The organism is Parasedimentitalea maritima (assembly GCF_005771405.1).
In the GTDB taxonomy this organism is placed as follows: Bacteria; Pseudomonadota; Alphaproteobacteria; order Rhodobacterales; family Rhodobacteraceae; genus Parasedimentitalea; species Parasedimentitalea maritima.
This window is the reverse complement of record NZ_VAUA01000010.1, coordinates 101,970-122,578: the sequence shown is the minus strand read 5'-3', so window position 1 is coordinate 122,578 and position 20,609 is coordinate 101,970. Positions and strand designations below refer to the sequence as shown.

The following is a 20,609-nucleotide window of genomic DNA, read 5'->3' as shown; positions in this document are numbered from 1 at the left end:
GGTGTTGGGTTGCCCCTTGTCTTAGCCGAGCAGGGTCTGAACGACGTTGTATTCGGCGCTGGCGTCAACTGTGGTTGTCTCGGATGATCCTGCAATCAGACCGGCAATGACCGATCCCATGTCCGCCTCGTCTGGCGGAGGCAGGGTTGCCGCCGCATCCTGCGATGTCTCGTCCATTGCAGTCGCGGGTGTCACAGCGTCCGGCGTTTCGGTTGTCGCTGTTGCGTCGGTGACCGTGGCCGTTTGCGCGGTCTGTGTTTCCTCGGCAGCGGCAGCTTGTTTAGCCCGCCAACCCCAGGCTTTGGCATGATCTGGGGGGCCAGGTTGTTTACTGTTGGTTGTAGAGTTAAGCGCGTTGCTAAGGCCGCCAACTGATGAGACCGAGTTCATAGAGTTTCTCCAACGTAGAGTGATGGCAAATGTGTGCTGTCACCAAATTACGGTGAAACTACTAGAAAATGGATGACGAGGACGGTCGGAGCCTGCCCAGACTGATTAGAATTTATCTTAGATGAACAAAGGGCTGAAAGGGCTGAGGGAATTTCCTCCGGGAGAAACCATATATCGCCTAAAACTTTAGCGGACCGGGCATTTGGGCCGCCAATCCGTGCAGCGGAACTTACGATAGCACGCCAAGTGCCAAGCGGTATTGCTGATCCGCTTGAATCACGCTGACAGGTTTTGGACCTGCATAACAACCCGACCGAAGGTCTTGAGCATCGGACTGCAGGACCGCGGCACCGTTTGGCGCTTTGCCCAGAGCAGTCAGACGGGCCTCGGCGCGGGCGGGTCCAACGTGTGGTGTCAACAACAGCTGCGCCTGTGCACCACCAAGCGCGGCCTGACGGGCGGCTTCACGCGCTGGGCCTACATATTCGGTCTGCAGGTACTTTTGGCGCTGATCTTCAACAGTCTTGGCAGCGATGGAGGTGCGGATGATCTCTTTGTTGGTCTCCAACGAGGCAATCGCGTCGGCCTGGACCATCGCGGACTTAACGGTCCGCTGAACGGGCTTGTAGACGTTGATGCTGCCGGAGACTGCTGAGATCATTTGCTTCGCTCTTCGTTTAAATCCTTCCTAAGGTTTACTTGAATTTTAGGAAAACTGGGGCGCAAATTTTAGTAAAGGTTAACGCGCAGGCGATCCGGGTACCTTTTGTTTGCTATCCGTCGGCTGATTTCATTGATGAAGGTGTTAAGATCTGTCGCCTCTTGCGCTGGCGGTAGGAATGAATGAGGGTGCGCCTTATGCCCATTGCTTCCCTTCATACACCCGTCGGATTGCTCTCACTTGAAGAGCAGGACGGCGCGATTGTACGCCTGAGCTGGTCCAGCGAAGGCACTGCCAGAACTGCGCTGCTGGATGCGGCGCTGGATCAACTGCAGGCCTATTTTGCAGGGGAATTGCAGCTTTTCGATCTGCCGCTTTATGTGCAGGGCTCTGATTTCCAGCGTGCCGTTTGCGATGCCATGTCGGCCATCCCCTTTGGTGAGACCCTGACATATGGCGATATTGCGCGTGACCTGGGTGGCTCTGCGCAGCCGGTAGGTAATGCCTGTGGGGCCAACCCAATCCCGGTGATCATCCCATGTCACCGTGTTCTGGGGGCAAACGGATTGGGCGGGTTCTCTGGTGCTGGTGGTGTCGAGACCAAGGTCACATTGCTGAAACACGAAGGCGCAGCCGGGCTGCTGATTTGAGGGCCGCATGAGCGCGACAATATTTCTGGCCGTAATGTTTGCGGCCTTTTTGCATGCGGGATGGAATGCGCTGGTCAAAACGGGCGGCGACAAGTTTCAGGCGATGTTCATCCTGTCGACCTCGCAAGGGGCGATGGGGCTGCTGATGGCCCTCGTGCTGCCGATGCCACAGGGGCAGGTCTGGCTGTGGTTGCTGGCCTCGGGCTTGGTGCATTCGCTGTACAAGTTCTTTCTGACTTCAGCGTATGAACACGGTGATCTAAGCCGGGTCTATCCAATTGCCCGCGGGTTGGCGCCCATGTTGGTGGCACTCGTAGGGGTGTTTTTCCTGTCCGATCAGTTGTCTGTGCTTGAGTACGTGGGAATTGCGGCGCTCGGCTGCGGGATCATCGCGATGGCGCGCGGTGTGTTCAGCAATGGCGAAAGCCAGCATATGCTGCGATTTGCTTTTGCATCAGCTCTGATGACGGCCTGCTATTCCCTGATTGATGGGCTGGGCGCCCGCGCGGCTGGCGACGCCACTGTTTTTGTCGCCTGGATGTTCCTGATCGATGGGGTGATTTTTGGCTCATGGGCGCTGTGGCGGCGCGGTCCGTCTGTGCTGTCGGCGCGACGTCGGGTCTGGCTGCGCGGCTGCATGGCAGGCGGGGCGTCGCTGGGGGCCTATTGGATCGCTGTTTGGGCGATGACACAGGCCCCAATTGCACTGGTGACAGCACTGCGCGAGACATCGATCCTGTTTGCCGTGCTCATTGGTGTGGTGGTGTTTCGCGAGAAGTTTGACCGCGCCAAAGCAGCAGCCACCGTATTGATCGTTGGCGGTGTGGTGTTGACGCGGATCTAGCGAGCTTCAGCTTGCGCTGGACTTGGACCGAGCAGGGATAATCTGCTGAACAATGCCGACAAACAGCAGGTACAGGGATGTCACAACCAATCCCCAATGCGCCCAGCTTTGCGGGTGAAAATCGACCCATGCAGCCCATCCAGCAAAGAAGGTCCAGGCCAGTGCCACGGGCAGCGAGACCCAGCGCCAGCGTTCGGTGCGGACGGGGTGGATGAATTTCAGTGGAACAAACATGCCGACAGATAGCAGGGTGACCAGTGCGAGGCTGGTCCAGTGGCTGGGCTGTAGCGCAAAGATCACCAAGACCAGCATGTTCCAGCAGCCAGGAAAACCGGCAAACGAATTGTCTTTGGTCTTCATCCGGGTGTCGGCAAAATACATCGCGCTGGCAAATGTGATGACAATGATCGCAAACCAGCCTGTCCAGCCAGCCATCAAACCCGAATTAAACAGGGCAAAGGCAGGAATGAACACATAGGTCAGATAATCGATGATCAGATCCAGCAACACGCCGTCAAATTCAGGCGCATAGGTTTTAACATCGAAATGGCGGGCGAGGGGGCCGTCAACACCGTCGACGGCAAAAGCCACCACAAGCCACAGGAACATCAGGCTCCATTCCTGTTCAACAGCTGCCAACATCGCCAGCATCGCCAGAACGGCGCCAGTGGCGGTGAAAAGATGGACACTAAGGGCGCGGATCTGTGGAGTCATTTACATGTGATGGCGAATTTCCCCACGGCCTGCAAGAGGCCAGCTGTCAGATCGGCGAATTTCCATCAGTGCGTAGACTTGGATCCTGCTACCTTGCCAGGTGTTGTCGCAGCTGAAAGCGTCAGTTGCCGACCCGTACCTCTTCCAGTGGATAAGCCAGAAAATCCTGATCTTCCCAGCTGCTATGGCAGTCGTGACAGAATGCTTGGCGGAACTTCATGGGTTTCCCATTGGGCTGGATCCCACCGTACAACCAGTCATTGGTCTCAGCGGCGGCGCCGGCTTCCAGTTTGGTCATGATAAACAAAGGCCCCACCACAGCGGCCTGTTTCTTCTTGTTGATCTTGATGCTTTCCTTGGCCAATATTGATCCAACCGGCATCACGACACCATCTTCGGCAAACTTCAGATATTGTTCGGCAGCAATGTCGTTGGCATAGGTCATCAGCAACCGGTTACCATGGGCTCCAGCCACGCCATGCCGGGTGCCGGTGACGGTCCAATTGCGGTAGTCTTTGGCCACCATATCGCCGCCTTTGCTGTATCCTTCGGGCATTTTATCGCCGATGCAGTCATAGATGCTGGCAATGTCAGCGGCCTCCAGATCAAACGGTTCAGTGATTGAAACGGGGCAATCCTGTGCCTGCGCGGCAGCGCCAGAGAATATCATGGCTGACAATACAGTCGCAAATTTCAAGACATGGGTCATAGTGTTGGCTCCTGTTGTTTTGCTCTCACCAGATAGGCAGAACAAAATTACAGGTTTTTGGCGGCCTTGCTGTGCACGATGCTACACAAGCCCGTGACGCATCAGGCCTTGGGGTGGCTGCGGTTGTAAACGTCCATCAGGTGTGCGCTATCAACGGCTGTATAGGCCTGAGTTGTGGACAGTGACGCGTGTCCCAACAATTCTTGGATAGATCGCAGGTCGCCGCCGGCCTCCAGCAGATGGGTGGCAAAGCTGTGGCGCAAGGCATGTGGGGTGGCCGTGGCAGGTAGCCCCAATTGGGCACGGGTCTTGGCCATGACACCCTGAATAATGCGGGGGTTCAGTGCGCCACCGCGCACCCCACGAAATAGTGGTCCATTCGCCTCATGTGGGTGCGGACACAAGGCCAAGTAACGGTCAACTGCAGTGCGGGCGGCGTCGATCACAGGAACGATGCGTTCCTTGCCGCCCTTACCGACTATTCTCATTACCGTTGCAATCGGGGCGTCTTTACCTTGCAATCCCAGCGCCTCGGAAATCCGCAACCCACATCCATAAAGCAGGGTAACCACAGCCACATCACGGGCGGCGACCCAGTCTGAGCCTGACTGAAATTCAACTGTATCCAGTACAGCCTTGGCAGCATCAGCGGCCAGCGGACGCGGCAGTTTCTTTTGAAACTTGGGGGTGCGGGCCATCAAAACGGCAGTGGGTTCAAACCCTTCACGTTCTGCCAGCCAGCGGTAGAAACTTTTGACGGCTGACAGCTTGCGGGCCAGCGAGCGGGCGCCAGTGCCACTGTTGCGCGTCTCTGCCATCCAGGCGCGCATGTCGGCGGTAGAGATCGACTGTAGAGCGCCCAACCCCTGAGGCGTACCAAAATGCAATGTCATGAACGACAGGAACTCGCTCACGTCACCATTATACGCGGTCAGGGTATTTTCAGCGGCACCATTCAGCGCCTTTTTGCTGGCCAGCCAGTTCTGCAACGCATCACGACAAGCTGGCGAGATCAGGCTCACGACAGCCAGTGACGCATCGATCGCTCAAACACGCCGCCAAAAAAGGTGAGCAGTTCAGTGCCATGCTGCGGGGTGAACTGATGAGGGTCTTCGGCGCCCATAACCAGCAGGCCGGGCAGGCGCCCGTCACCAAAGTCCAGCTTCAGGCAGGCCTCGGAACGGACCCAGTCAGCCTTGTCGCCATAAAGCTGCGGCATCCCACCCTGCATTTGACGCAGAGTGACAGGGCGGACCATGCCGCCGCGACCCTGGCTGATGTAGTCATCAATAAAGCCAGGTTCGACAATATTCAGAACCTCACCCATGCGCTCTACGGCGTTGGTCTGATCGTTCTGGGCCGATTCCAGGACCAGAGTGATAGCATCAAGCCGCATGATCTCGGACAGTTCGCCCCGCAGGTTTTGGAGGAAGTCTTCAAAATTTGTGGGATCCATCAGCCGCAGCACAGCGCGGTGAATTTGATTGGTGCCCGCCAGATTGTCATAAGCTGCCGCAATCACTGACCGGTGAGTGTCTTCCAGGCGGTCCAGACGTGCCTCCATCCGGTCCATGGCAATGCCACGCAGATCGACGATATTGGCCCCCATGGAACGTTCATTGGCCGAAACCAGCGCGTTCATCACGGTTTGATCTTCAAGCACTGCATCGGGCTTGTCGACAATTGCTTTGCGTAGGGATTCTTCTAGGACGGGACTGCTGCTCATTCTTTGACCTCTGCTGGGTTTGGCGCACGGTATAACACGGGTTTTAATGAAAAGTGGGGATTTTTTATGCAGGGGCAGTTTTTTGCGCAGTGCGGGGCGTAACATGCTCTCAAATGGCGACTAAGCTTGAATTGATCCGGCGTGTATCAAAAGCGGGGGCCGAGTCTTCTATCTCGTATCTAGAAAACACCTACGCGCCGGTACTTGATGAAGAAAGCGACTGCTTTCGGACGCCATTCCACCGCATGCCACCTTTATTGCCGAATTCTTCTATCTGCCCAACACTCCCAAACCACAGGCCTTGGAACTTTACAAAGTCGCGTGAGAATTTTACCCGCCAATCACCCGATCCATAGGCATCTGTCCAAATGCACTGCAAAACTAAACGCTTAAGCTTGCAGTCCGAGAGGGTTCCGGTTTCGTACTGGGACCGCCCCTGAAATACATAGGTTCCTGTAAACTCACCTGATGCGGTCTGTTTGAATTCAGTCAATCCCGGATAGTTTTTGCCGGAACTATGAATGACTCCCTCATATGTTCCACTGATTTGCGATTGCGCGGTTGAGGCACCCGCGAGCAAGAATATTCCCAAGGCCACGACAGAAAACAATTTGAACCGACACATAAAAAATTACAATTACTACGAAATACATTCGTACATGCCAATTTCCCATTTTCGTATATCTGTAAAGACGCAGGTCTGGTCATGCCTGCATTGCGAGTAACCATTTGAGGCCTGCAGTGATTGGAAATGGTTCGTTTCGCGAAAGGGTTATTGGATGTGTCTTGCATGGTAGATATCGTAAACGGGTTACTTGTTAGAAATGGGCAAGTCCTGATGGCCCGGCGCTGTGCCAACCGACGTCTATATCCCAACACTTGGAGCTTCCCTGGCGGGCATGTCGAAACGGGTGAAACGCTAGAACAAGCCCTGCAAAGGGAACTGTTCGAAGAGATTGGCATTGTACCCAAATCAGTGAGGCTGCTGACACGGCTTTATGACCGCCAGCAATCGGATGGAACCGATGTGACGTTTCACCTCTTTATCGTTGAAGAATGGGACAAAGAGCCCGCCAATTTAGGCGATGAACATAGCGAGTTGCGCTGGGCTTCATTTAGCCTTGCCTCTGCGTTACCGGACCTCGCATTGGAGTCCTATCAGGATGTGTTTGCCAGCCTGATGGTTCAGTAAAACAACCGAACTGCGGTTGCCTTGACCCAAATCTATAGCCTCTGTCTCACGTCTAAAGGGCCGTCTTGGAAATCTGAAATTAAAGGAAGACAGGTTTGGCAAATATCCGTTACACTTTTGAGAGGTGCAAAAAGGAGCGCTTTGCGTGGGCAAGGAAAAACTAACGATTATAAAGGCTGACGTCAAAAACGAGGTCGCCAAGATAGTAAAACCAAAATTCGTCGAGCTGGGGAAAATGACCTTTGTAGCGAGCTGCGAAGTTGACAGCAGCGTTGCCAAAGAGCTCGATACCGACGCCAGATTTGTTGCCAAACTTTATGATGACGCAACCAAAGAGTACAAAAAATTGCTGGGCGAAGTCAGTCTGCGTGTGCAAGCCGCTGATAACCTCGGGTCGGTCATGCCGCTGACCGACAAGGAATGCAAAGAGTTCGACGCTGACATCAACAAGATCTTCGCGAAGTACCAGAAGTCGATCGAAGGTGTCGCCAATGCCCACTTTAGTAAGTGGAAACAGGCCAACAAAGACCGTAAGAAATATCGTCTAAAAGTGGTGAGCACGATCGTTATCGGCAGCGCCTGTGCCATCGGCAGCACCGCGTCACTTGCGGCAGGTGCGGTGACAGGCGGGGTCTCTATCGCGGCAAGTATCTATGGCATCGCCCAAAGCGTCGTCTCTGTGGCAAGGGCAATTCAGAAAGTCACCTCAGATCTGGAGAAGGTTCATAAGAACCTCGAAAAGGCGATCAAGGAACTCGTTGCAGCTTATACCAAGCAATCAAAAGCCAAGGTGAAGGCCAAGGAAATCGGCAAAGAGTTTCTGGCTGATTTCCTGATGATAGAAACTTCGGGTTTCAACCGGGTCGACAAACATCTTGAAACCTACAAGGCCAAGCTCAAGAACCTTGATCTGGAAGCTGCCAAGCTGGGCAAAGAGCTAAACAAAATCCTCGATCAGCAAAGCAAACTCGACAAGGAGATCGACAAAAAGCTTGGTAAAATGGTCAAAGACCGAAAATACAAAAGCAAGAAGATTGACGGTCTGTTTGAGGCGATGGAGCAGGCGCGCAAAGCTACATCACAGCTTATCAAAGACATCGAAGACTTTGATGCCAGACTGAAACCGGCCGAGAAATTTCGCGACAGCACCCAAAAGGCTGTGGATGCACTGCGCCACAAAGATCCCACCTGGGCTAAATGGGCGGTCTGGATCGGTAGCCTTGGTCTCTCTGCAGGCGTTTCGACGATTGCTGCGGGCGGGCAAAATCTGGTCAAAGCCGCCGACGGCATAGGAAAGGGCCTTGGGGCGCTGGCCTCAGAGCTCGGCTAACCTCATTTGCAGAAGGCGGCATCGTGTTTTGAGAGGTGCGGCGAGATCCACAGTTCACTGACGCCCAAAAGTAGATCATTGAGGCGACGCTTCAAAAAAAGGGAGGCACCGTTTGGCGCCTCCCTCAATCTTGTCGTTGTCGGTGACCTTACAGGATCTTGATGTCTGCCGCTTTGATGTCAGCCAAGAACTGCGCCAGGCCTTTGTCGGTCAGCGGGTGGTTGATCAGCGATTTGATCACGCCAGGAGGGGCAGTGATCACGTCGGCACCCAGACGGGCAGAGTCGAGCACGTGATTCACAGTGCGGATAGAGGCCGCCAGGATTTCAGTGTCGAAACCATAGTTGTCATAGATAGTGCGGATATCTTCGATCAGCTCCATTCCATCCAGGTTGATGTCATCCAGACGACCGATGAAAGGCGAGATGAAGCTTGCGCCCGCTTTTGCCGCCAGCAGCGCCTGATTGGCCGAAAAGCACAGGGTGACATTGACCATGTAACCGTCGTCGGTCAGGGTTTTACAGGCTTTCAACCCATCCCAAGTCAACGGCACTTTGACGGCGATGTTTTCAGCGATCTCCACCAGTTTGCGGCCTTCGGCGATCATGGTCTCAGCGTCAACAGCGGTGACTTCGGCCGATACAGGACCGTCTACCAGATCACAGATTTCCTTGGTGACTTCGATGATGTCACGTCCGGATTTCTTGATCAGCGACGGGTTGGTGGTCACACCGTCCACCATGCCAAGTTCATTCAGCTCGGCAATGGCGTCGATTTCAGCGGTATCTACGAAGAATTTCATCAGACGGATCCTTTAGATGGGTTGGCCATTGTTTGCGCTAACCTTTAACGCAGCGGCGTAGGTTTGCGCTAGCCTTTAACGCAATAGCGAGGCATTAAAAACCCCTGAGGATGAAAGGCAGCAGCGTGAGCGAACAGGAGTTTTTTCATGCAGGCGAGCGGGTCGGGGTTCTGACCACGCAACCGCTTGATCGGGTTCTGGATTACCGCGCGCCTGAGGGCGGCTGTTTTCGTGGGGCCTATGTCGAGGTGCCACTGGGGCCGCGAAAAGTTTTGGGGGTGATCTGGGGGCCGGGGCAGGGCGATTTCGATTCGGCCAAGCTGCGGTCGGTGAATCGTGTGTTGGATGTGGCCCCCATGCGTGAAGAGATGCGCCAGTTCCTCAGCCGTGCCGCAGATTACACCCTGACGCCAATGTCCTCGATGCTGCGGCTGGCCACCCGTGCGCCGGGGCTGTCTGATCCGGTGTCGATGCGCAAGGTTTTGCGCCGTGGGCTGAGTGAACCCGAACGGATGACCGATGCCCGCGCGCGGGTTCTGGCCGCACTCGAGGATTACGGCGGGCTAGCTTTCACCCCCAAGGAGCTGTCGGATCTGGCCGGGGTGACACCGTCGGTGGTCAAGGGACTGGTAAAGCAGGACGCGCTGCGCGAGGAAGAAGCCCCCCGCGATTTGCCCTATCCGCATCTGGATCCGGAACTGCCGGGGAAAACCCTGACTGATGATCAGGCAGGGGCCGCGGCGGTTCTGGCCGCGGCCGTGCAATCGGGGGCCTATGGCACCACGCTGCTCAAGGGCGTTACCGGGTCCGGCAAAACCGAAGTCTACCTTGAAGCCGTGGCCTCTTGTCTGCGAGCGGGACGACAGGCGCTGGTTCTACTGCCCGAAATTGCCCTGACGGCTGAATTTTTGACCCGGGTCGAGGCGCGCTTTGGCGCGACCCCGGCAGAGTGGCATTCCGGCGCGACGATGACCGAACGTCGCCGGGTCTGGCGCATGGTGGGGCAGGGCAATGCGCAACTGGTGATCGGCGCGCGCTCCTCGCTGTTTCTGCCCTTCCAGAACCTCGGACTCATCATTGTCGATGAAGAACACGATACCTCTTACAAGCAAGAGGATGGCGTGCTGTACAACGCCCGCGACATGGCGGTGCTGCGCGCGGCGATGTGTTCGGCGCAGGTGGTTTTGGCCTCGGCCACGCCAAGCCTGGAAAGCTGGACCAATGCCGAAGCAGGTAAATACCGCCGATTAGACCTGACCGCACGCTTTGGTGCTGCGGTGTTGCCGGACATGCGCGCCATCGATATGCGTACTGAAAAACTGGCCCCAGCGACCTGGATCTCACCCACTCTGCGCTCGGCCATGAGCAAACGGTTGGAGCGCGGCGAGCAATCGCTGCTGTTCTTGAACCGTCGCGGCTTTGCGCCGGTGACGATTTGTCGGGCCTGTGGTGAGCAGGTGGCCTGTGACCATTGTGATGCGCGCATGGTCGAGCACCGGTTCCAGAACCGCTTGATGTGCCACCAATGCGGCGAGACCAAACCACTGCCCACCGTCTGTCCGTCCTGCGAGGTTGAGGGCAAAATGGCCCCGGTTGGCCCGGGCATCGAACGGCTGGGTGAGGAGGCCGCAAGCGTGTTTCCCGACGCCCGGATCGCAGTGCTCAGCTCGGACCTGTTTGGATCGGCCCGGGCATTGAAAGAACGGATATCCGAGATCGCCAAGGGTGAGGCCGATATAATCTTAGGCACCCAGCTGGTGGCGAAAGGGCACAACTTTCCACTGCTAACACTGGTCGGCGTGATTGATGCTGATCTGGGCCTGCAAGGATCAGACCTACGCGCAGCCGAGCGGACGTTCCAACTGATGCGGCAGGTGGCCGGCCGCGCTGGGCGGGCCGAGAAACCAGGCGAGGCCCTGTTGCAGAGCTTCCAACCCGAGCACCCGGTGATCCGCGCTATCCTGTCAGGGGATGAAGAAGGGTTCTGGAAGGCCGAAGCCGCGGAACGCCAAGCCGCTGGGGTGCCGCCTTATGGGCGCATGGCCGGGATCATCCTGTCCGGGCCAGATCTGGCGCAGGTGTTTGATCTGGGCAACGCGTTGGCGCGCAATGATGGGCCGCTGCGATCAATCGGCGCGCAGGTCTATGGACCCGCGCCAGCCCCCATCGCCCGTATTCGCGGCCGCCATCGGGTGCGCCTGCTGGTTAAGGCCGACAAGGGTGTACCGCTGCAGGATGCCATCTCGCGCTGGATTGCGCCCTGCCGGTTAAAGGGTGAGCTGCGGTTGAATGTTGATATCGATCCGCAGAACTTCTTTTGACGGTGCTGGGGGGGGCTTGGAATTTGAGTATTTTAAGCAAAAAGAAACCCAAGTTGATTGATCGCGTCGATGTTTCTTTTTGCTGTAAATACTCATAATGCAACCTGACCAGGTCTGTTGGTGTCTTGGTGGAAGCGCTGCACAGGCAGCGCGCGGCCTGTTCACTCAGGGTTTCAGTTTTTCTGACAGATTGCCAATCAATCGCGATTATCGCTGGGCCTGACACCCCCGGCACTTGGAACAGGGCCCCACCAAGACAGGGGCGCGCAGAGACAACGTTTAGCAAGCGGGACTGATCTCCCGTCCGCATCCGCTTTGGCGGTACCGCCTTTCTTATTCTTTACTTGATCGCACAGCCGAGAGAGAGCTTCACAGGAAAATCGAAACTGACGGGGCATTCATCCTGGCAGTTCTTTGACCTGTGCAGGTCAGCCAAGTTCTGGAAATTGCCAATCGGACAACTTCGTCGTAAAGGGCGCGGATGTCGGAGGCCAAAATGAACCCTATGCAAGAGTTGAGCGACAACGTCGCCGTTCCGTTTGAACAGGCGCGGGCCATGCCGCCCTCGGTTTATACGTCGACTGAATTTCTGGAGCAGGAGCTGGACAAGGTGTTCCGTCAAGACTGGCTGTGCGCTGGGCGATCCAGTTCTTTACCCAACCCCGGCGATTACACCACGATGGAGATCGCCGGAGAGCCGATCATGGTTTTGCGGGATCGCGACGGAAGCCTGCGCGCTCAATCCAATGTCTGCAGGCATCGCATGTCGACCCTGCTCGAGGGGCGAGGAACGGTGAAATCCATCGTCTGTCCCTATCATGCCTGGACCTACAATCTGGACGGATCCCTGCGTGGTGCTCCGGCGATGATGCACAACACCGCCTTTTGTAAGTCCGAAATTTCCCTGCCCACACTTCGCTGTGAAGACTGGAAAGGTTGGATCATGGTGACGCTGAACCCTGACGCGACCCCAGTGGGCGAGGGTTTGGCAGAGGTTGATGCGCTTGTTGGTCACTATGGCATGGAAAACTACGTCGAAAGTTTTTGCGAGACACACCGCTGGAACACCAACTGGAAGGTCTTGGCTGAGAACTTCATGGAGAGCTATCACCTGCCAGTCTGCCATGCAGGCACCATTGGTGGAACGGTTGATCTGGAGAAAATGACATGTCCCGAGGGGCGGCCAGCCTTCAACTACCATTGGATACTGAAAGACAATACGATGCCACTGACACTGACACTGGCACATCCCAACAACACCCATCTTGTCGGGGAAGATCGCAACAAAACCTATCTGTTGTCGATCTATCCGGCCTTGTTGATCACTCTGACACCCGGATATTTCTGGTACCTGTCGTTGCAGCCCGACGGACCGGACCATGTAAACATCCTCTTTGGTGGTGGTCTTGCACCCGAGTTCAGGGATGACCCAGAGTCTGCGACACATTTCAAAGCCCTGAAAACCCTGCTGGACGAGGTGAACAACGAAGATCGCGGCTGCACCGAAAAGGTGTACCGGGGGCTTTGCGCCAAGAGTGCAGAGCCAGGGCTGCTTTCACATCTGGAGCGACCGAACTTTGATTTCGCCCGGTATTTGAACGCAAAGATACAGGGCGAGGGCTAACTCGGAAGATAGAAGGTCAGGTTACTTCAATGCGGCTTGTACCCTGCCGCGTTGATCTACCAACCAATCCGTAGCTATCGCCCCGACCCACATGCAGAACAGGGCCAGCCAAGCGGTGCCGACGAAGATCGACCCGCCGGTGACACCTGCGCCAATCGCGCAGCCGCCGGCCAACATACCGCCAAATCCCATCAGGGCGGCCCCGGTCATTGCTTTGCGCATGGTAGGGGCGTCGTCAAACGCCTGAAATTTCAGCTCGCCCGCCACTGCAGCAGACAGCAGCGCCCCGATGAACACCCCGGGCACCAGACCTATGTCGAACTCCAGCACTGATCCATGTTCAAGGAAAAACATCAGGGTATTGGCGGAAGGGCCGGTAAAGGTGGCGCTCTCAACCTGCACCGGATCAAAGGCGACCTGGCTCAGGGCATAGGTCAGCACCCAACCCAAGGCGACAGCAAAGCCAACGCCCGAGGCAAAGACCAGACGGGATGCGCCGATACGGTTTTGCCGGGCAATCACCAGTGCCAGAGCTGCAATCGCGCTACCGATCACAAAACCTGCAAAATCTGGCAGACCAGAAGTGGTCAACAGATCCATGTTACGCCCGTCTGCGGTAATCCAAAGGTTGGCCAGTCTGTCGCGCAAGGGGGAGAGGACGCCAGACAGGCTCATCTGTGCAACGACGGCAAAGATCATCCCGGACACTACCGAGCGCAGGTTGCCGGTGGCCGCCAGCACCAGAAGGCGCCCCGAACAGCCCCGCGCCAGCACCATGCCGACCCCAAATATCAGCCCGCCGATGACCGCACCTGACCAGCTGCCGGGCACTGCCATCATGCGGGCGCTGGAACTGTCCATCAGCCCTAACATCCGCGCGCCTTGCACCCAGACCAGTGCGGTTGAAAAGGTCAGCAACCAAACCGCAACGCTGCCACCCATCTTGCCACGGGCAAATTCGACTGTAGCCGCGCGCAGGCAAAACCGGGCGCGCTGGGCGGCGACACCAAACACCACACCCGTAAGCAACCCAAACAGGGCGGCGGTTGGGGCTTCGCCAATACGTTCAACCAGACTGATCAGGTCCATAGGGCTCTCCAATCCATTCAAGCATTGCGATATATGATTTTTGGTGACCTCTGCATTGATGCAGATCAGATGTGCAACAGCTTCTTTGCACTACCCAGTGGCGCGGATCAGGCGTAAGAGCGAAGGATGTTCAAACCATTCCTCCTCTCCGACTCCTCCGGTCTGCCACTTTGGCGCCGTCCTGTGACCCTGCTGTTCCTGATGTCAGCTGCGATGCCGATTGCGTTTTTCTCCTGGTATGCGCTGCTGAATAACTTCGTCATCGAGGTTGCGGGATTTGATGGATCAGACATTGGCTTGCTACATACCGTGCGTGAAATTCCAGGGTTCATGGCCATCGGCGTGATCGCCATTATTCTGTTTGTCCGCGAACAAGTCCTGGGCATGGTTTCACTGGTGCTGCTGGGGGTGGCGACGGCCTTTACGGCGTGGTTCCCAAGTCTGAATGGTATTTTGATGCTGACGTTCCTCAGTTCACTTGGGTTCCACTACTACGAGACGGTGAACCAGTCGTTGCAGTTGCAATGGCTGCCCAAAGATAAGGCGCCGCAGGTGCTGGGTTGGCTGTTGGGCATGGGATCGGCTACGACGCTGTTGGTCTTTGTCCTGATCATGTTGATGTGGGAAACCCTGAACCTGAGCTACAATATTGTGTTCATGGTGGGTGGCTTTACCACTGTTGGGCTGGCTCTGTTTGCGCTGTTTGCCTATCCGCAGTTTGAATCCCCAACACCACAGAACAAGACCATGGTGCTGCGCAAGCGGTATTGGTTGTATTATGCCCTGCAGTTTATGGCCGGTGCGCGGCGGCAGATCTTTATGGTTTTTGCCGGGTTCATGATGGTTGAACGTTTTGGCTTTGATGTGCACGAGCTGACCGGGCTGTATCTGGTCAACCTGGTGGTTAAAATGCTGGTCGCGCCCTTCCTGGGCAAAGCCGTGGGATACTTTGGTGAACGCCGCACCCTGATCTGGGAGTATGTTGGTCTGACGCTGGTGTTTATGGCCTATGGCGGTATCTATTGGTTTGGTTGGGGCGTGCTGTTTGCCTCGGTTTTGTATGTGGTCGACAATATTCTGTTTGGTCTGGCGCTGGCGCTGAAAACCTATTTCCAAAAGATCGCAGATCCGGCGGATATCGCGCCCACAGCGGCGGTGGCCTTTACCATCAATCACATCGCTGCGGTGTTCCTGCCGGTGTTGCTGGGTCTGCTGTGGTTGGTGTCGCCTGCTGCGGTGTTTGGTCTGGCGTCCCTAATGGCGCTGACCTCGCTGGGGTTGTCACTACTGATCCCGCGCCACCCTGAGCAGGGCAATGAGACGATATTCAGCAAGTACCGGATGCCTGCTCCGGCGGAGTAAGGAAACCAGAGAGGGCTGCCCAGGTGGCCCTTTCGCTTGACCTATCGGCCCAGCCAGCCTAGGCGCATCTGATCAGTTTCAGGAGATCGTGATGCCCACCTTTACCGCCCTTACCACCCTATCCGGAAAAGCCGCCGCCGAGGCGCTGGGCGAGGCGATGGAGCATCTGGTACCTGAGCCCACCGGGGTTGGTATTCTCGATCTCGAAGATGACTCGGGTCTGTGGGAAGTTGGTGGCTATTTCACCGAGGCCCCGGATGAGGCTGGTCTGGCCCTGTTGACGGCAATGCATGGCTCAAAACCGTTTGCTGTCTCCGAGCTTCCAGACACAGATTGGGTGGCCCATGTGCGACGCGAGTTGGCCCCGGTTGAGGCAGGGCGGTTCTTTGTCTACGGCAGCCACGACGCTGATAAGTTGCCAGCGGGTAAAACCCCACTTCTGATTGAGGCGGCGATGGCCTTTGGCACTGGCCACCACGGCACGACGCTGGGGTGCCTGCGGGCGTTGGACCATCTGATCGGTGAAGGGTTCAAGGCGGATAAAGTCGCCGACATCGGCTGTGGCACCGCGGTACTGGCAATGGCAGCTGCCCGCATTTGGGATGGCACTATTCTGGCCAGTGATATTGATCAGGTTGCTGTTGATGTCGCCGAGGCTAACCTGCGGGCCAACGGCATGGCTGGTCGGGTGGGCTGTGTCGAAGCGGCTGGCTTTGATCATGCGGATCTCCATGCAGCGGCGCCGTATGACCTGATCTTTGCCAATATCCTGAAAGGCCCGCTGGTGGCACTGGCCCCGGATATGAATGCGCATCTTTGCCCTGGTGGCTATGCGATCTTGTCAGGGATTCTTAATGAACAAGCCCAAAATGTGGTAGAGGTTTATGCACGAAATGGCATCAATCAGGTCCGCAGGGATGAGATTGGTGACTGGACCACGCTATTGCTGCAGAAGCAGAGCTGATTTAGCTAAGTTTATAACGCATTTGAGGTAGTTGCCTCAGTTTTGCCACAATGTAGTCGCATGATGATTCAACCGCTGGTGGGGGCCAGTACGGGGGGCTCACATGAGCGAAGAACATCATCTATTTATGTCGCGTGTGCGTCGTCTTGAGCGTAAGCACAATGCTATGGCGCATGGCTATACAGCCCGAATCCGGTCTGACGGTCTGATTGTTGTGGCACCGCAGAAGAAGCTGGAGTCACGAATGCCACTGCGTGCAGTGGTCCTGTTTCTCGGCGCATTCCTCTTGTTCAAAGGGTTCCTGATCGCCTCCATTGGACTGGATAGCTATCAGGATCGTGTCGCGAAGCTGCAGGCGGGATCCGTGCTGGAGCAGGGTGGTTCATATGTGATGATGGTAGATCCATTGTCGCGGCTTATTTCAGAAAAAATAGGCCCGGTCCTGCGCTAATCCTTGAAGGAGGCAGGACCAATACAAAAGCCGCAGCGGTGTTTCACCCTGCGGCTTTTGTATGTGCGGTCAATTTTGCGCCTCTAGAAATGAAAAACGCCGCGGCCCCTTGGGGCGCGGCGTTCTCTTTCTACCCCGAGGGAGGAGCGACGTAGAAAAGGGGTGTTAGAATTTGCCGGTTGCGATGTTTTCGATGTCACCGCGGCACAGGCCGATGTCGGTCAACTCGCGTTCGCTCAGGGCTGACAGAGAGTTGCGTGTCACGCGCGCCTCATTCCAGTGCACCAACGCTGCCGTAACGACGGAAAACGTCGAGCCGATACGGCCGATCAGGCCAGTTGCGCCATAGGTGGTGCGGGTTGTGTCAAAAGCAGCCATATCCTTGTCCTTTGTTTGGAGATGTTGAAAACCGTGATTTGATGGATGGCATTTAGTGATGCGATTTGGATCGAGCAAGATGGGAAATTGCAACTGTCGTATGCACTCAGAACATAGCTTCTGGTCATATAAACAAGACCTATGAGTGACCTGCGGCAAGCTGTCTCAAAATGTCGAACGGGGGCGGGAAAGGGTCGGTTTTGGACCGGGCTTTCACAAACCTGCTAACCTTTTGTTCACGGAAAGGGTTTGGACATGTTCGCGTTTTGTGCTAATCGACGGAAAATAAATGCAAAGCACAAGCAGGGACCGGGCAAAAGATGCGGATTTTGGGGATCGATCCGGGGTTGCGGAACCTTGGCTGGGGCGTGATCGAATCACAGGGCTCCAAGTTGAGCCATGTTGCCAATGGTGTTTGCCATTCAGACGGCGACGATCTGGGCGAGCGGCTGTTGTCGCTGCATAATCAGGTCACCGAAGTGATCGCAGCCTTTGCGCCGGATCAGGCGGCGATCGAGCAAACATTTGTGAATAAAGATGGGGCTGGCACGCTAAAGCTGGGTCAGGCCCGTGGTGTGGCGCTTTTGACATTGGCCAAAGCGGGGCTTTCAGTGGGTGAATATGCGCCGAACCGGGTGAAGAAGACGGTTGTGGGCGTTGGCCATGCCGACAAGAAACAAATCATGCACATGGTCAAACTGCAATTGCCCGGCTGTAACCCTGAAAACGCTGACGCCGCTGATGCGCTGGCGATTGCGATCTGCCATGCGTTTTATCGCGGCACTGCTGACCGGCAACTGCGCGAGGTGCGGGCATGATTGGCAAGCTGACCGGGCGGCTGGACTACCGGGCCGAGGACCATGTGTTGATCGATGTGCGCGGCGTCGGCTATATCGTCTACTGTTCCAGCCGCACCATGATGGCGCTGCCCGGTGTGGGCGAGGCGATCTCGCTCTATACCTCGATGCTGGTGCGCGAAGATCTGTTGCAGCTGTTCGGCTTTACCACGCTGGTCGAAAAGGAATGGCACCACCTGCTGACCTCGGTGCAGGGTGTTGGGGCTAAGGCGTCATTGGCGATACTGGGGACATTGGGTCCTGATGCAGTTGGTCGGGCAATTGCTTTGGGCGATTGGGCCAGTGTTAAGGCAGCCAAAGGGGTTGGCCCAAAAATAGCACAGCGCATTGTTCTGGACCTGAAGGACAAGGCACCAGGTGTAATGGCGATGGGCGGCACTATTTCCGAAGCCATGGACGGGCCTGATTTGGAAGTGGTCGAGAGTGTAGAAGCCGCACCAAATCCCAAGTCTAAAAAGAAAACCAGTAAACCCAATACGGACGCCGCAGCGCAAGCTGGCGCATTGTCGGCCCTGTCCAATCTCGGCTACAGCCCCAGTGACGCGGCAGCGGCGGTAGCTGAAGCCGCCGGGAACGAGGCTGGTCTGGGTGAGGCGGGCCTGATCAGGGCTGCGCTGAAACTGTTGGCGCCGAAAGGATAAACTGTGGAGTTTTGTGAAAACCCAAATTCAGCCCGGCAACGCTGGGCATCGCCTGACCTTGGGAAGGCGCTTCTCGCCTCCCCAAGGTCAGGCGATGCCCTAAGTGAACTGCTTGATCCAATGATCCCCTTTGGGAGCTATCCCCTCAATGATTGATGCCGACCCAAACCTGCGCCCCGAACCGCAGCCTGATGACAACGACCGGGCCTTGCGGCCGCAGGGGTTGGGGGAGTTCATCGGTCAGGCTGAGGCGCGTGCGAATTTGCGGGTGTTCATCCAGTCGGCCAAACAACGGGACGAGGCGATGGATCACACGCTGTTCCACGGGCCTCCGGGGTTGGGGAAAACCACATTGGCGCAGATCATCGCGCGTGAGCTGGGTGTGAACTTCCGAATGACCTCTGGTCCGGTGTTGGCCAAGGCCGGCGATCTGGCGGCGATCCTGACCAATCTTGAGGCACGCGATGTCTTGTTCATCGACGAAATCCATCGGTTGAATCCGGTGGTTGAAGAAATCCTCTATCCGGCGATGGAAGATTTTGAATTGGATCTGGTGATCGGCGAAGGACCTGCCGCGCGCACGGTGCGGATCGAATTGCAGCCCTTTACGCTGGTGGGGGCCACCACACGCATGGGGCTGCTGACCACGCCACTGCGGGACCGGTTTGGCATCCCGACACGTTTGCAATTTTACACGGTGGATGAGCTGCACGAGATCGTCAGTCGCAACGCGCGCAAATTGGGTGTGCCCGCTGACGATCAAGGCGCGCGGGAAATTGCCCGCCGTGCCCGTGGTACACCACGGATCGCTGGGCGGTTGTTGCGCCGTGTTGTAGATTTTGCTGTGGTCGAAGGGGACGGCAAAATCACCCGTGAGTTGGCCGACAGTTCACTGACCCGACTGGGAGTGGACCATCTCGGACTCGACGGGGCCGATAGACGTTATCTAAAGCTGATTGCCGAGAATTATGGCGGTGGTCCGGTGGGGATCGAAACTCTGTCGGCGGCCCTGTCTGAAAGCCGTGATTCACTGGAGGATGTGATCGAACCCTATTTGCTGCAACAGGGGTTGATCCAACGCACCCCACGTGGGCGGATGCTGGCGCAAAAGGCCTGGACCCACCTGGGGCTGGACGCGCCCAGAACTGCGGATGATTTGTTTGGTTGAGAATGCGGGAGCCTCCGGCGGGAGTATTTTTGGCAACGAGAAACGACGGGTCTTGTTTGAAAGGTCTGCGCGCGGCATAGAACGCCAAGCCTGAATTGAGGATGCCCTAGATGACTCCGGAACAGATTGAACAGCTATTCACCCGTACCGACGGTTCGTATGCTTTTGCGCGTTGGGGGCGGCCGATCGTACCAGTGGTGTTTGGGGTCGAGGATGAAACCCTGAAGGTGGTCAAAGGTGCGGTAGAGGCCGTGGCGACACTGGCCGGGGCCCAGATGGATGAATTGGACGGTGAACTGGGCGCCAACCTGATGTTCTTTTTCTTTCGTGACTGGGATGAATTGCTGGATGTGCCGGATCTGGGCCGGTTGATCCCCGATCTTGAGTCGCTGGTTGGACGGTTGAAGGCGGCGAATGCCAGCCAGTACCGGGCATTTCGATTTGATAATGATCATGCCATTCAGGCGGCGTTTGTGTTCTTGCGGATGACGGGTGAGATGGCGGATATTCCGGCTGAAACCCTTGCGCTCAGTCAGGCTGTTCAGGTGATTGTCATGTGGGGAGATCAGGCTTTTTCTGAAACCTCACCACTGGCTGTGTTGCCAGAAACCGGTGCAACCATCCTGCGGCCTGAAATTGCCGGGGTAATTGCTGCCGCGTATGATCGGATGATGCCGCCCTCGGCGGATGATACGTCACACGCCTTGCGTCTATTTGCGCGGTTGCAGGGGTAGGT

The 20,609-nt window shown here is 56.4% G+C and carries 22 protein-coding genes; 13 read left to right on the top strand and 9 right to left on the bottom strand.

Annotated elements, in window-relative coordinates:
* Positions 1 to 21: 21 nt before the first annotated feature.
* Positions 22 to 390: a hypothetical protein gene (locus FEE96_RS18485; RefSeq protein WP_138164609.1), complete on the bottom strand. Its 369-nt coding sequence runs from the start codon at positions 388 to 390 to the stop codon at positions 22 to 24.
* 229 nt (positions 391 to 619) lie between these two features.
* Complete coding sequence (locus tag FEE96_RS18480) at positions 620 to 1,051, bottom strand: hypothetical protein (protein ID WP_138164608.1); 432 nt, start codon at positions 1,049 to 1,051, stop codon at positions 620 to 622.
* A gap of 197 nt (positions 1,052 to 1,248) precedes the next feature.
* On the opposite strand from FEE96_RS18480, the gene FEE96_RS18475 reads away from it, so the two are divergent.
* Positions 1,249 to 1,701 carry a methylated-DNA--[protein]-cysteine S-methyltransferase gene (locus FEE96_RS18475; protein WP_138164607.1) on the top strand — a complete coding sequence of 151 codons (453 nt, stop codon included), beginning with the start codon at positions 1,249 to 1,251 and terminating at the stop codon, positions 1,699 to 1,701.
* Between the two features lie 7 nt (positions 1,702 to 1,708).
* Positions 1,709 to 2,545, top strand: coding sequence for an EamA family transporter (locus tag FEE96_RS18470; RefSeq protein ID WP_138164606.1), 837 nt, complete (start codon positions 1,709 to 1,711; stop codon positions 2,543 to 2,545).
* A gap of 6 nt (positions 2,546 to 2,551) precedes the next feature.
* Here FEE96_RS18470 and FEE96_RS18465 read toward each other — a convergent pair whose 3' ends face one another.
* The 4 genes from FEE96_RS18465 to FEE96_RS18450 form a co-directional block, all read right to left on the bottom strand.
* Complete coding sequence (locus FEE96_RS18465; protein WP_138164605.1) at positions 2,552 to 3,259, bottom strand: CDP-alcohol phosphatidyltransferase family protein; 708 nt, start codon at positions 3,257 to 3,259, stop codon at positions 2,552 to 2,554.
* A 121-nt stretch (positions 3,260 to 3,380) separates the two neighbouring features.
* Positions 3,381 to 3,968, bottom strand: coding sequence for a cytochrome P460 family protein (locus tag FEE96_RS18460; protein WP_138164604.1), 588 nt, complete (start codon positions 3,966 to 3,968; stop codon positions 3,381 to 3,383).
* A gap of 101 nt (positions 3,969 to 4,069) precedes the next feature.
* On the bottom strand, positions 4,070 to 4,990 hold the full coding sequence (locus FEE96_RS18455) for a tyrosine recombinase XerC (protein ID WP_138164603.1): 921 nt from the start codon (positions 4,988 to 4,990) through the stop codon (positions 4,070 to 4,072).
* On the bottom strand, positions 4,987 to 5,694 hold the full coding sequence (locus FEE96_RS18450; RefSeq protein WP_138164602.1) for a DUF484 family protein: 708 nt from the start codon (positions 5,692 to 5,694) through the stop codon (positions 4,987 to 4,989). The genes FEE96_RS18455 and FEE96_RS18450 overlap by 4 nt, the downstream gene beginning before the upstream one ends.
* Before the next feature lie 790 nt (positions 5,695 to 6,484).
* Between FEE96_RS18450 and FEE96_RS18445 the strand changes: the two genes are divergently transcribed.
* Positions 6,485 to 6,886 (top strand): NUDIX hydrolase, encoded by a 402-nt coding sequence (locus tag FEE96_RS18445; RefSeq protein ID WP_138164601.1) that lies wholly within the window; start codon positions 6,485 to 6,487, stop codon positions 6,884 to 6,886.
* A gap of 145 nt (positions 6,887 to 7,031) precedes the next feature.
* Positions 7,032 to 8,216, top strand: a complete 1,185-nt coding sequence (locus FEE96_RS18440; protein WP_138164600.1) for a hypothetical protein — start codon at positions 7,032 to 7,034, stop codon at positions 8,214 to 8,216.
* Between the two features lie 148 nt (positions 8,217 to 8,364).
* Here FEE96_RS18440 and fsa read toward each other — a convergent pair whose 3' ends face one another.
* The gene (gene fsa / locus FEE96_RS18435; protein ID WP_138164599.1) at positions 8,365 to 9,018 is read right to left on the bottom strand and encodes a fructose-6-phosphate aldolase; all 654 of its coding nucleotides are present in this window, start codon (positions 9,016 to 9,018) and stop codon (positions 8,365 to 8,367) included.
* 125 nt (positions 9,019 to 9,143) lie between these two features.
* Here fsa and FEE96_RS18430 point away from each other — a divergent pair, with 125 nt between their 5' ends.
* Together FEE96_RS18430 and FEE96_RS18425 are read left to right on the top strand one after the other, a co-directional pair.
* Complete coding sequence (locus FEE96_RS18430) at positions 9,144 to 11,339, top strand: primosomal protein N' (protein ID WP_138164598.1); 2,196 nt, start codon at positions 9,144 to 9,146, stop codon at positions 11,337 to 11,339.
* Positions 11,340 to 11,835: 496 nt separating this feature from the next.
* Positions 11,836 to 12,963 (top strand): aromatic ring-hydroxylating oxygenase subunit alpha, encoded by a 1,128-nt coding sequence (locus FEE96_RS18425; protein WP_171021757.1) that lies wholly within the window; start codon positions 11,836 to 11,838, stop codon positions 12,961 to 12,963.
* A 21-nt stretch (positions 12,964 to 12,984) separates the two neighbouring features.
* Here the strand turns inward: FEE96_RS18425 and FEE96_RS18420 are convergent, their stop codons facing one another.
* The gene (locus FEE96_RS18420; RefSeq protein ID WP_138164596.1) at positions 12,985 to 14,052 is read right to left on the bottom strand and encodes a YeeE/YedE family protein; all 1,068 of its coding nucleotides are present in this window, start codon (positions 14,050 to 14,052) and stop codon (positions 12,985 to 12,987) included.
* 126 nt (positions 14,053 to 14,178) lie between these two features.
* On the opposite strand from FEE96_RS18420, the gene FEE96_RS18415 reads away from it, so the two are divergent.
* The 3 genes from FEE96_RS18415 to FEE96_RS18405 all read left to right on the top strand — a co-directional run bounded on the left by FEE96_RS18415 (position 14,179) and on the right by FEE96_RS18405 (position 16,829).
* Positions 14,179 to 15,414, top strand: a complete 1,236-nt coding sequence (locus FEE96_RS18415; RefSeq protein WP_138164595.1) for an MFS transporter — start codon at positions 14,179 to 14,181, stop codon at positions 15,412 to 15,414.
* Between the two features lie 91 nt (positions 15,415 to 15,505).
* Positions 15,506 to 16,378: a 50S ribosomal protein L11 methyltransferase gene (locus FEE96_RS18410; protein ID WP_138164594.1), complete on the top strand. Its 873-nt coding sequence runs from the start codon at positions 15,506 to 15,508 to the stop codon at positions 16,376 to 16,378.
* A gap of 103 nt (positions 16,379 to 16,481) precedes the next feature.
* Positions 16,482 to 16,829 (top strand): hypothetical protein, encoded by a 348-nt coding sequence (locus FEE96_RS18405; RefSeq protein ID WP_138164593.1) that lies wholly within the window; start codon positions 16,482 to 16,484, stop codon positions 16,827 to 16,829.
* Positions 16,830 to 16,994: 165 nt separating this feature from the next.
* Here the strand turns inward: FEE96_RS18405 and FEE96_RS18400 are convergent, their stop codons facing one another.
* A complete protein-coding gene (locus FEE96_RS18400; RefSeq protein WP_138164592.1) occupies positions 16,995 to 17,207 on the bottom strand; it encodes a DUF1127 domain-containing protein in 213 nt (70 codons plus the stop codon).
* 320 nt (positions 17,208 to 17,527) lie between these two features.
* On the opposite strand from FEE96_RS18400, the gene ruvC reads away from it, so the two are divergent.
* The 4 genes from ruvC to FEE96_RS18380 all read left to right on the top strand — a co-directional run bounded on the left by ruvC (position 17,528) and on the right by FEE96_RS18380 (position 20,607).
* Positions 17,528 to 18,025 (top strand): crossover junction endodeoxyribonuclease RuvC, encoded by a 498-nt coding sequence (gene ruvC, locus FEE96_RS18395; protein WP_138164591.1) that lies wholly within the window; start codon positions 17,528 to 17,530, stop codon positions 18,023 to 18,025.
* Complete coding sequence (gene ruvA / locus FEE96_RS18390) at positions 18,022 to 18,705, top strand: Holliday junction branch migration protein RuvA (RefSeq protein WP_138164590.1); 684 nt, start codon at positions 18,022 to 18,024, stop codon at positions 18,703 to 18,705. Before ruvC ends, ruvA begins: the two co-directional genes overlap by 4 nt.
* A gap of 148 nt (positions 18,706 to 18,853) precedes the next feature.
* A complete protein-coding gene (gene ruvB, locus FEE96_RS18385; protein WP_138164589.1) occupies positions 18,854 to 19,873 on the top strand; it encodes a Holliday junction branch migration DNA helicase RuvB in 1,020 nt (339 codons plus the stop codon).
* Positions 19,874 to 19,983: 110 nt separating this feature from the next.
* The gene (locus FEE96_RS18380; protein WP_138164588.1) at positions 19,984 to 20,607 is read left to right on the top strand and encodes a hypothetical protein; all 624 of its coding nucleotides are present in this window, start codon (positions 19,984 to 19,986) and stop codon (positions 20,605 to 20,607) included.
* Positions 20,608 to 20,609: the final 2 nt, after the last annotated feature.

Excerpts from the sequence above, each read along its gene's own strand:
- FEE96_RS18405 (WP_138164593.1), top strand. The coding sequence starts at position 16,482 with ATGAGCGAAGAACATCATCTATTTATGTCGCGTGTGCGTCGTCTTGAG.
- FEE96_RS18480 (WP_138164608.1), bottom strand. The coding sequence starts at position 1,051 with ATGATCTCAGCAGTCTCCGGCAGCATCAACGTCTACAAGCCCGTTCAG.
- FEE96_RS18470 (WP_138164606.1), top strand. The coding sequence starts at position 1,709 with ATGAGCGCGACAATATTTCTGGCCGTAATGTTTGCGGCCTTTTTGCAT.
- ruvC (WP_138164591.1), top strand. The coding sequence starts at position 17,528 with ATGCGGATTTTGGGGATCGATCCGGGGTTGCGGAACCTTGGCTGGGGC.
- FEE96_RS18465 (WP_138164605.1), bottom strand. The coding sequence starts at position 3,259 with ATGACTCCACAGATCCGCGCCCTTAGTGTCCATCTTTTCACCGCCACT.
- FEE96_RS18425 (WP_171021757.1), top strand. The coding sequence starts at position 11,836 with ATGAACCCTATGCAAGAGTTGAGCGACAACGTCGCCGTTCCGTTTGAA.
- FEE96_RS18445 (WP_138164601.1), top strand. The coding sequence starts at position 6,485 with ATGGTAGATATCGTAAACGGGTTACTTGTTAGAAATGGGCAAGTCCTG.
- FEE96_RS18380 (WP_138164588.1), top strand. The coding sequence starts at position 19,984 with ATGACTCCGGAACAGATTGAACAGCTATTCACCCGTACCGACGGTTCG.
- FEE96_RS18460 (WP_138164604.1), bottom strand. The coding sequence starts at position 3,968 with ATGACCCATGTCTTGAAATTTGCGACTGTATTGTCAGCCATGATATTC.
- FEE96_RS18410 (WP_138164594.1), top strand. The coding sequence starts at position 15,506 with ATGCCCACCTTTACCGCCCTTACCACCCTATCCGGAAAAGCCGCCGCC.
- FEE96_RS18400 (WP_138164592.1), bottom strand. The coding sequence starts at position 17,207 with ATGGCTGCTTTTGACACAACCCGCACCACCTATGGCGCAACTGGCCTG.
- fsa (WP_138164599.1), bottom strand. The coding sequence starts at position 9,018 with ATGAAATTCTTCGTAGATACCGCTGAAATCGACGCCATTGCCGAGCTG.
- ruvB (WP_138164589.1), top strand. The coding sequence starts at position 18,854 with ATGATTGATGCCGACCCAAACCTGCGCCCCGAACCGCAGCCTGATGAC.
- FEE96_RS18420 (WP_138164596.1), bottom strand. The coding sequence starts at position 14,052 with ATGGACCTGATCAGTCTGGTTGAACGTATTGGCGAAGCCCCAACCGCC.
- FEE96_RS18450 (WP_138164602.1), bottom strand. The coding sequence starts at position 5,694 with ATGAGCAGCAGTCCCGTCCTAGAAGAATCCCTACGCAAAGCAATTGTC.
- FEE96_RS18485 (WP_138164609.1), bottom strand. The coding sequence starts at position 390 with ATGAACTCGGTCTCATCAGTTGGCGGCCTTAGCAACGCGCTTAACTCT.
- FEE96_RS18475 (WP_138164607.1), top strand. The coding sequence starts at position 1,249 with ATGCCCATTGCTTCCCTTCATACACCCGTCGGATTGCTCTCACTTGAA.
- ruvA (WP_138164590.1), top strand. The coding sequence starts at position 18,022 with ATGATTGGCAAGCTGACCGGGCGGCTGGACTACCGGGCCGAGGACCAT.
- FEE96_RS18415 (WP_138164595.1), top strand. The coding sequence starts at position 14,179 with ATGTTCAAACCATTCCTCCTCTCCGACTCCTCCGGTCTGCCACTTTGG.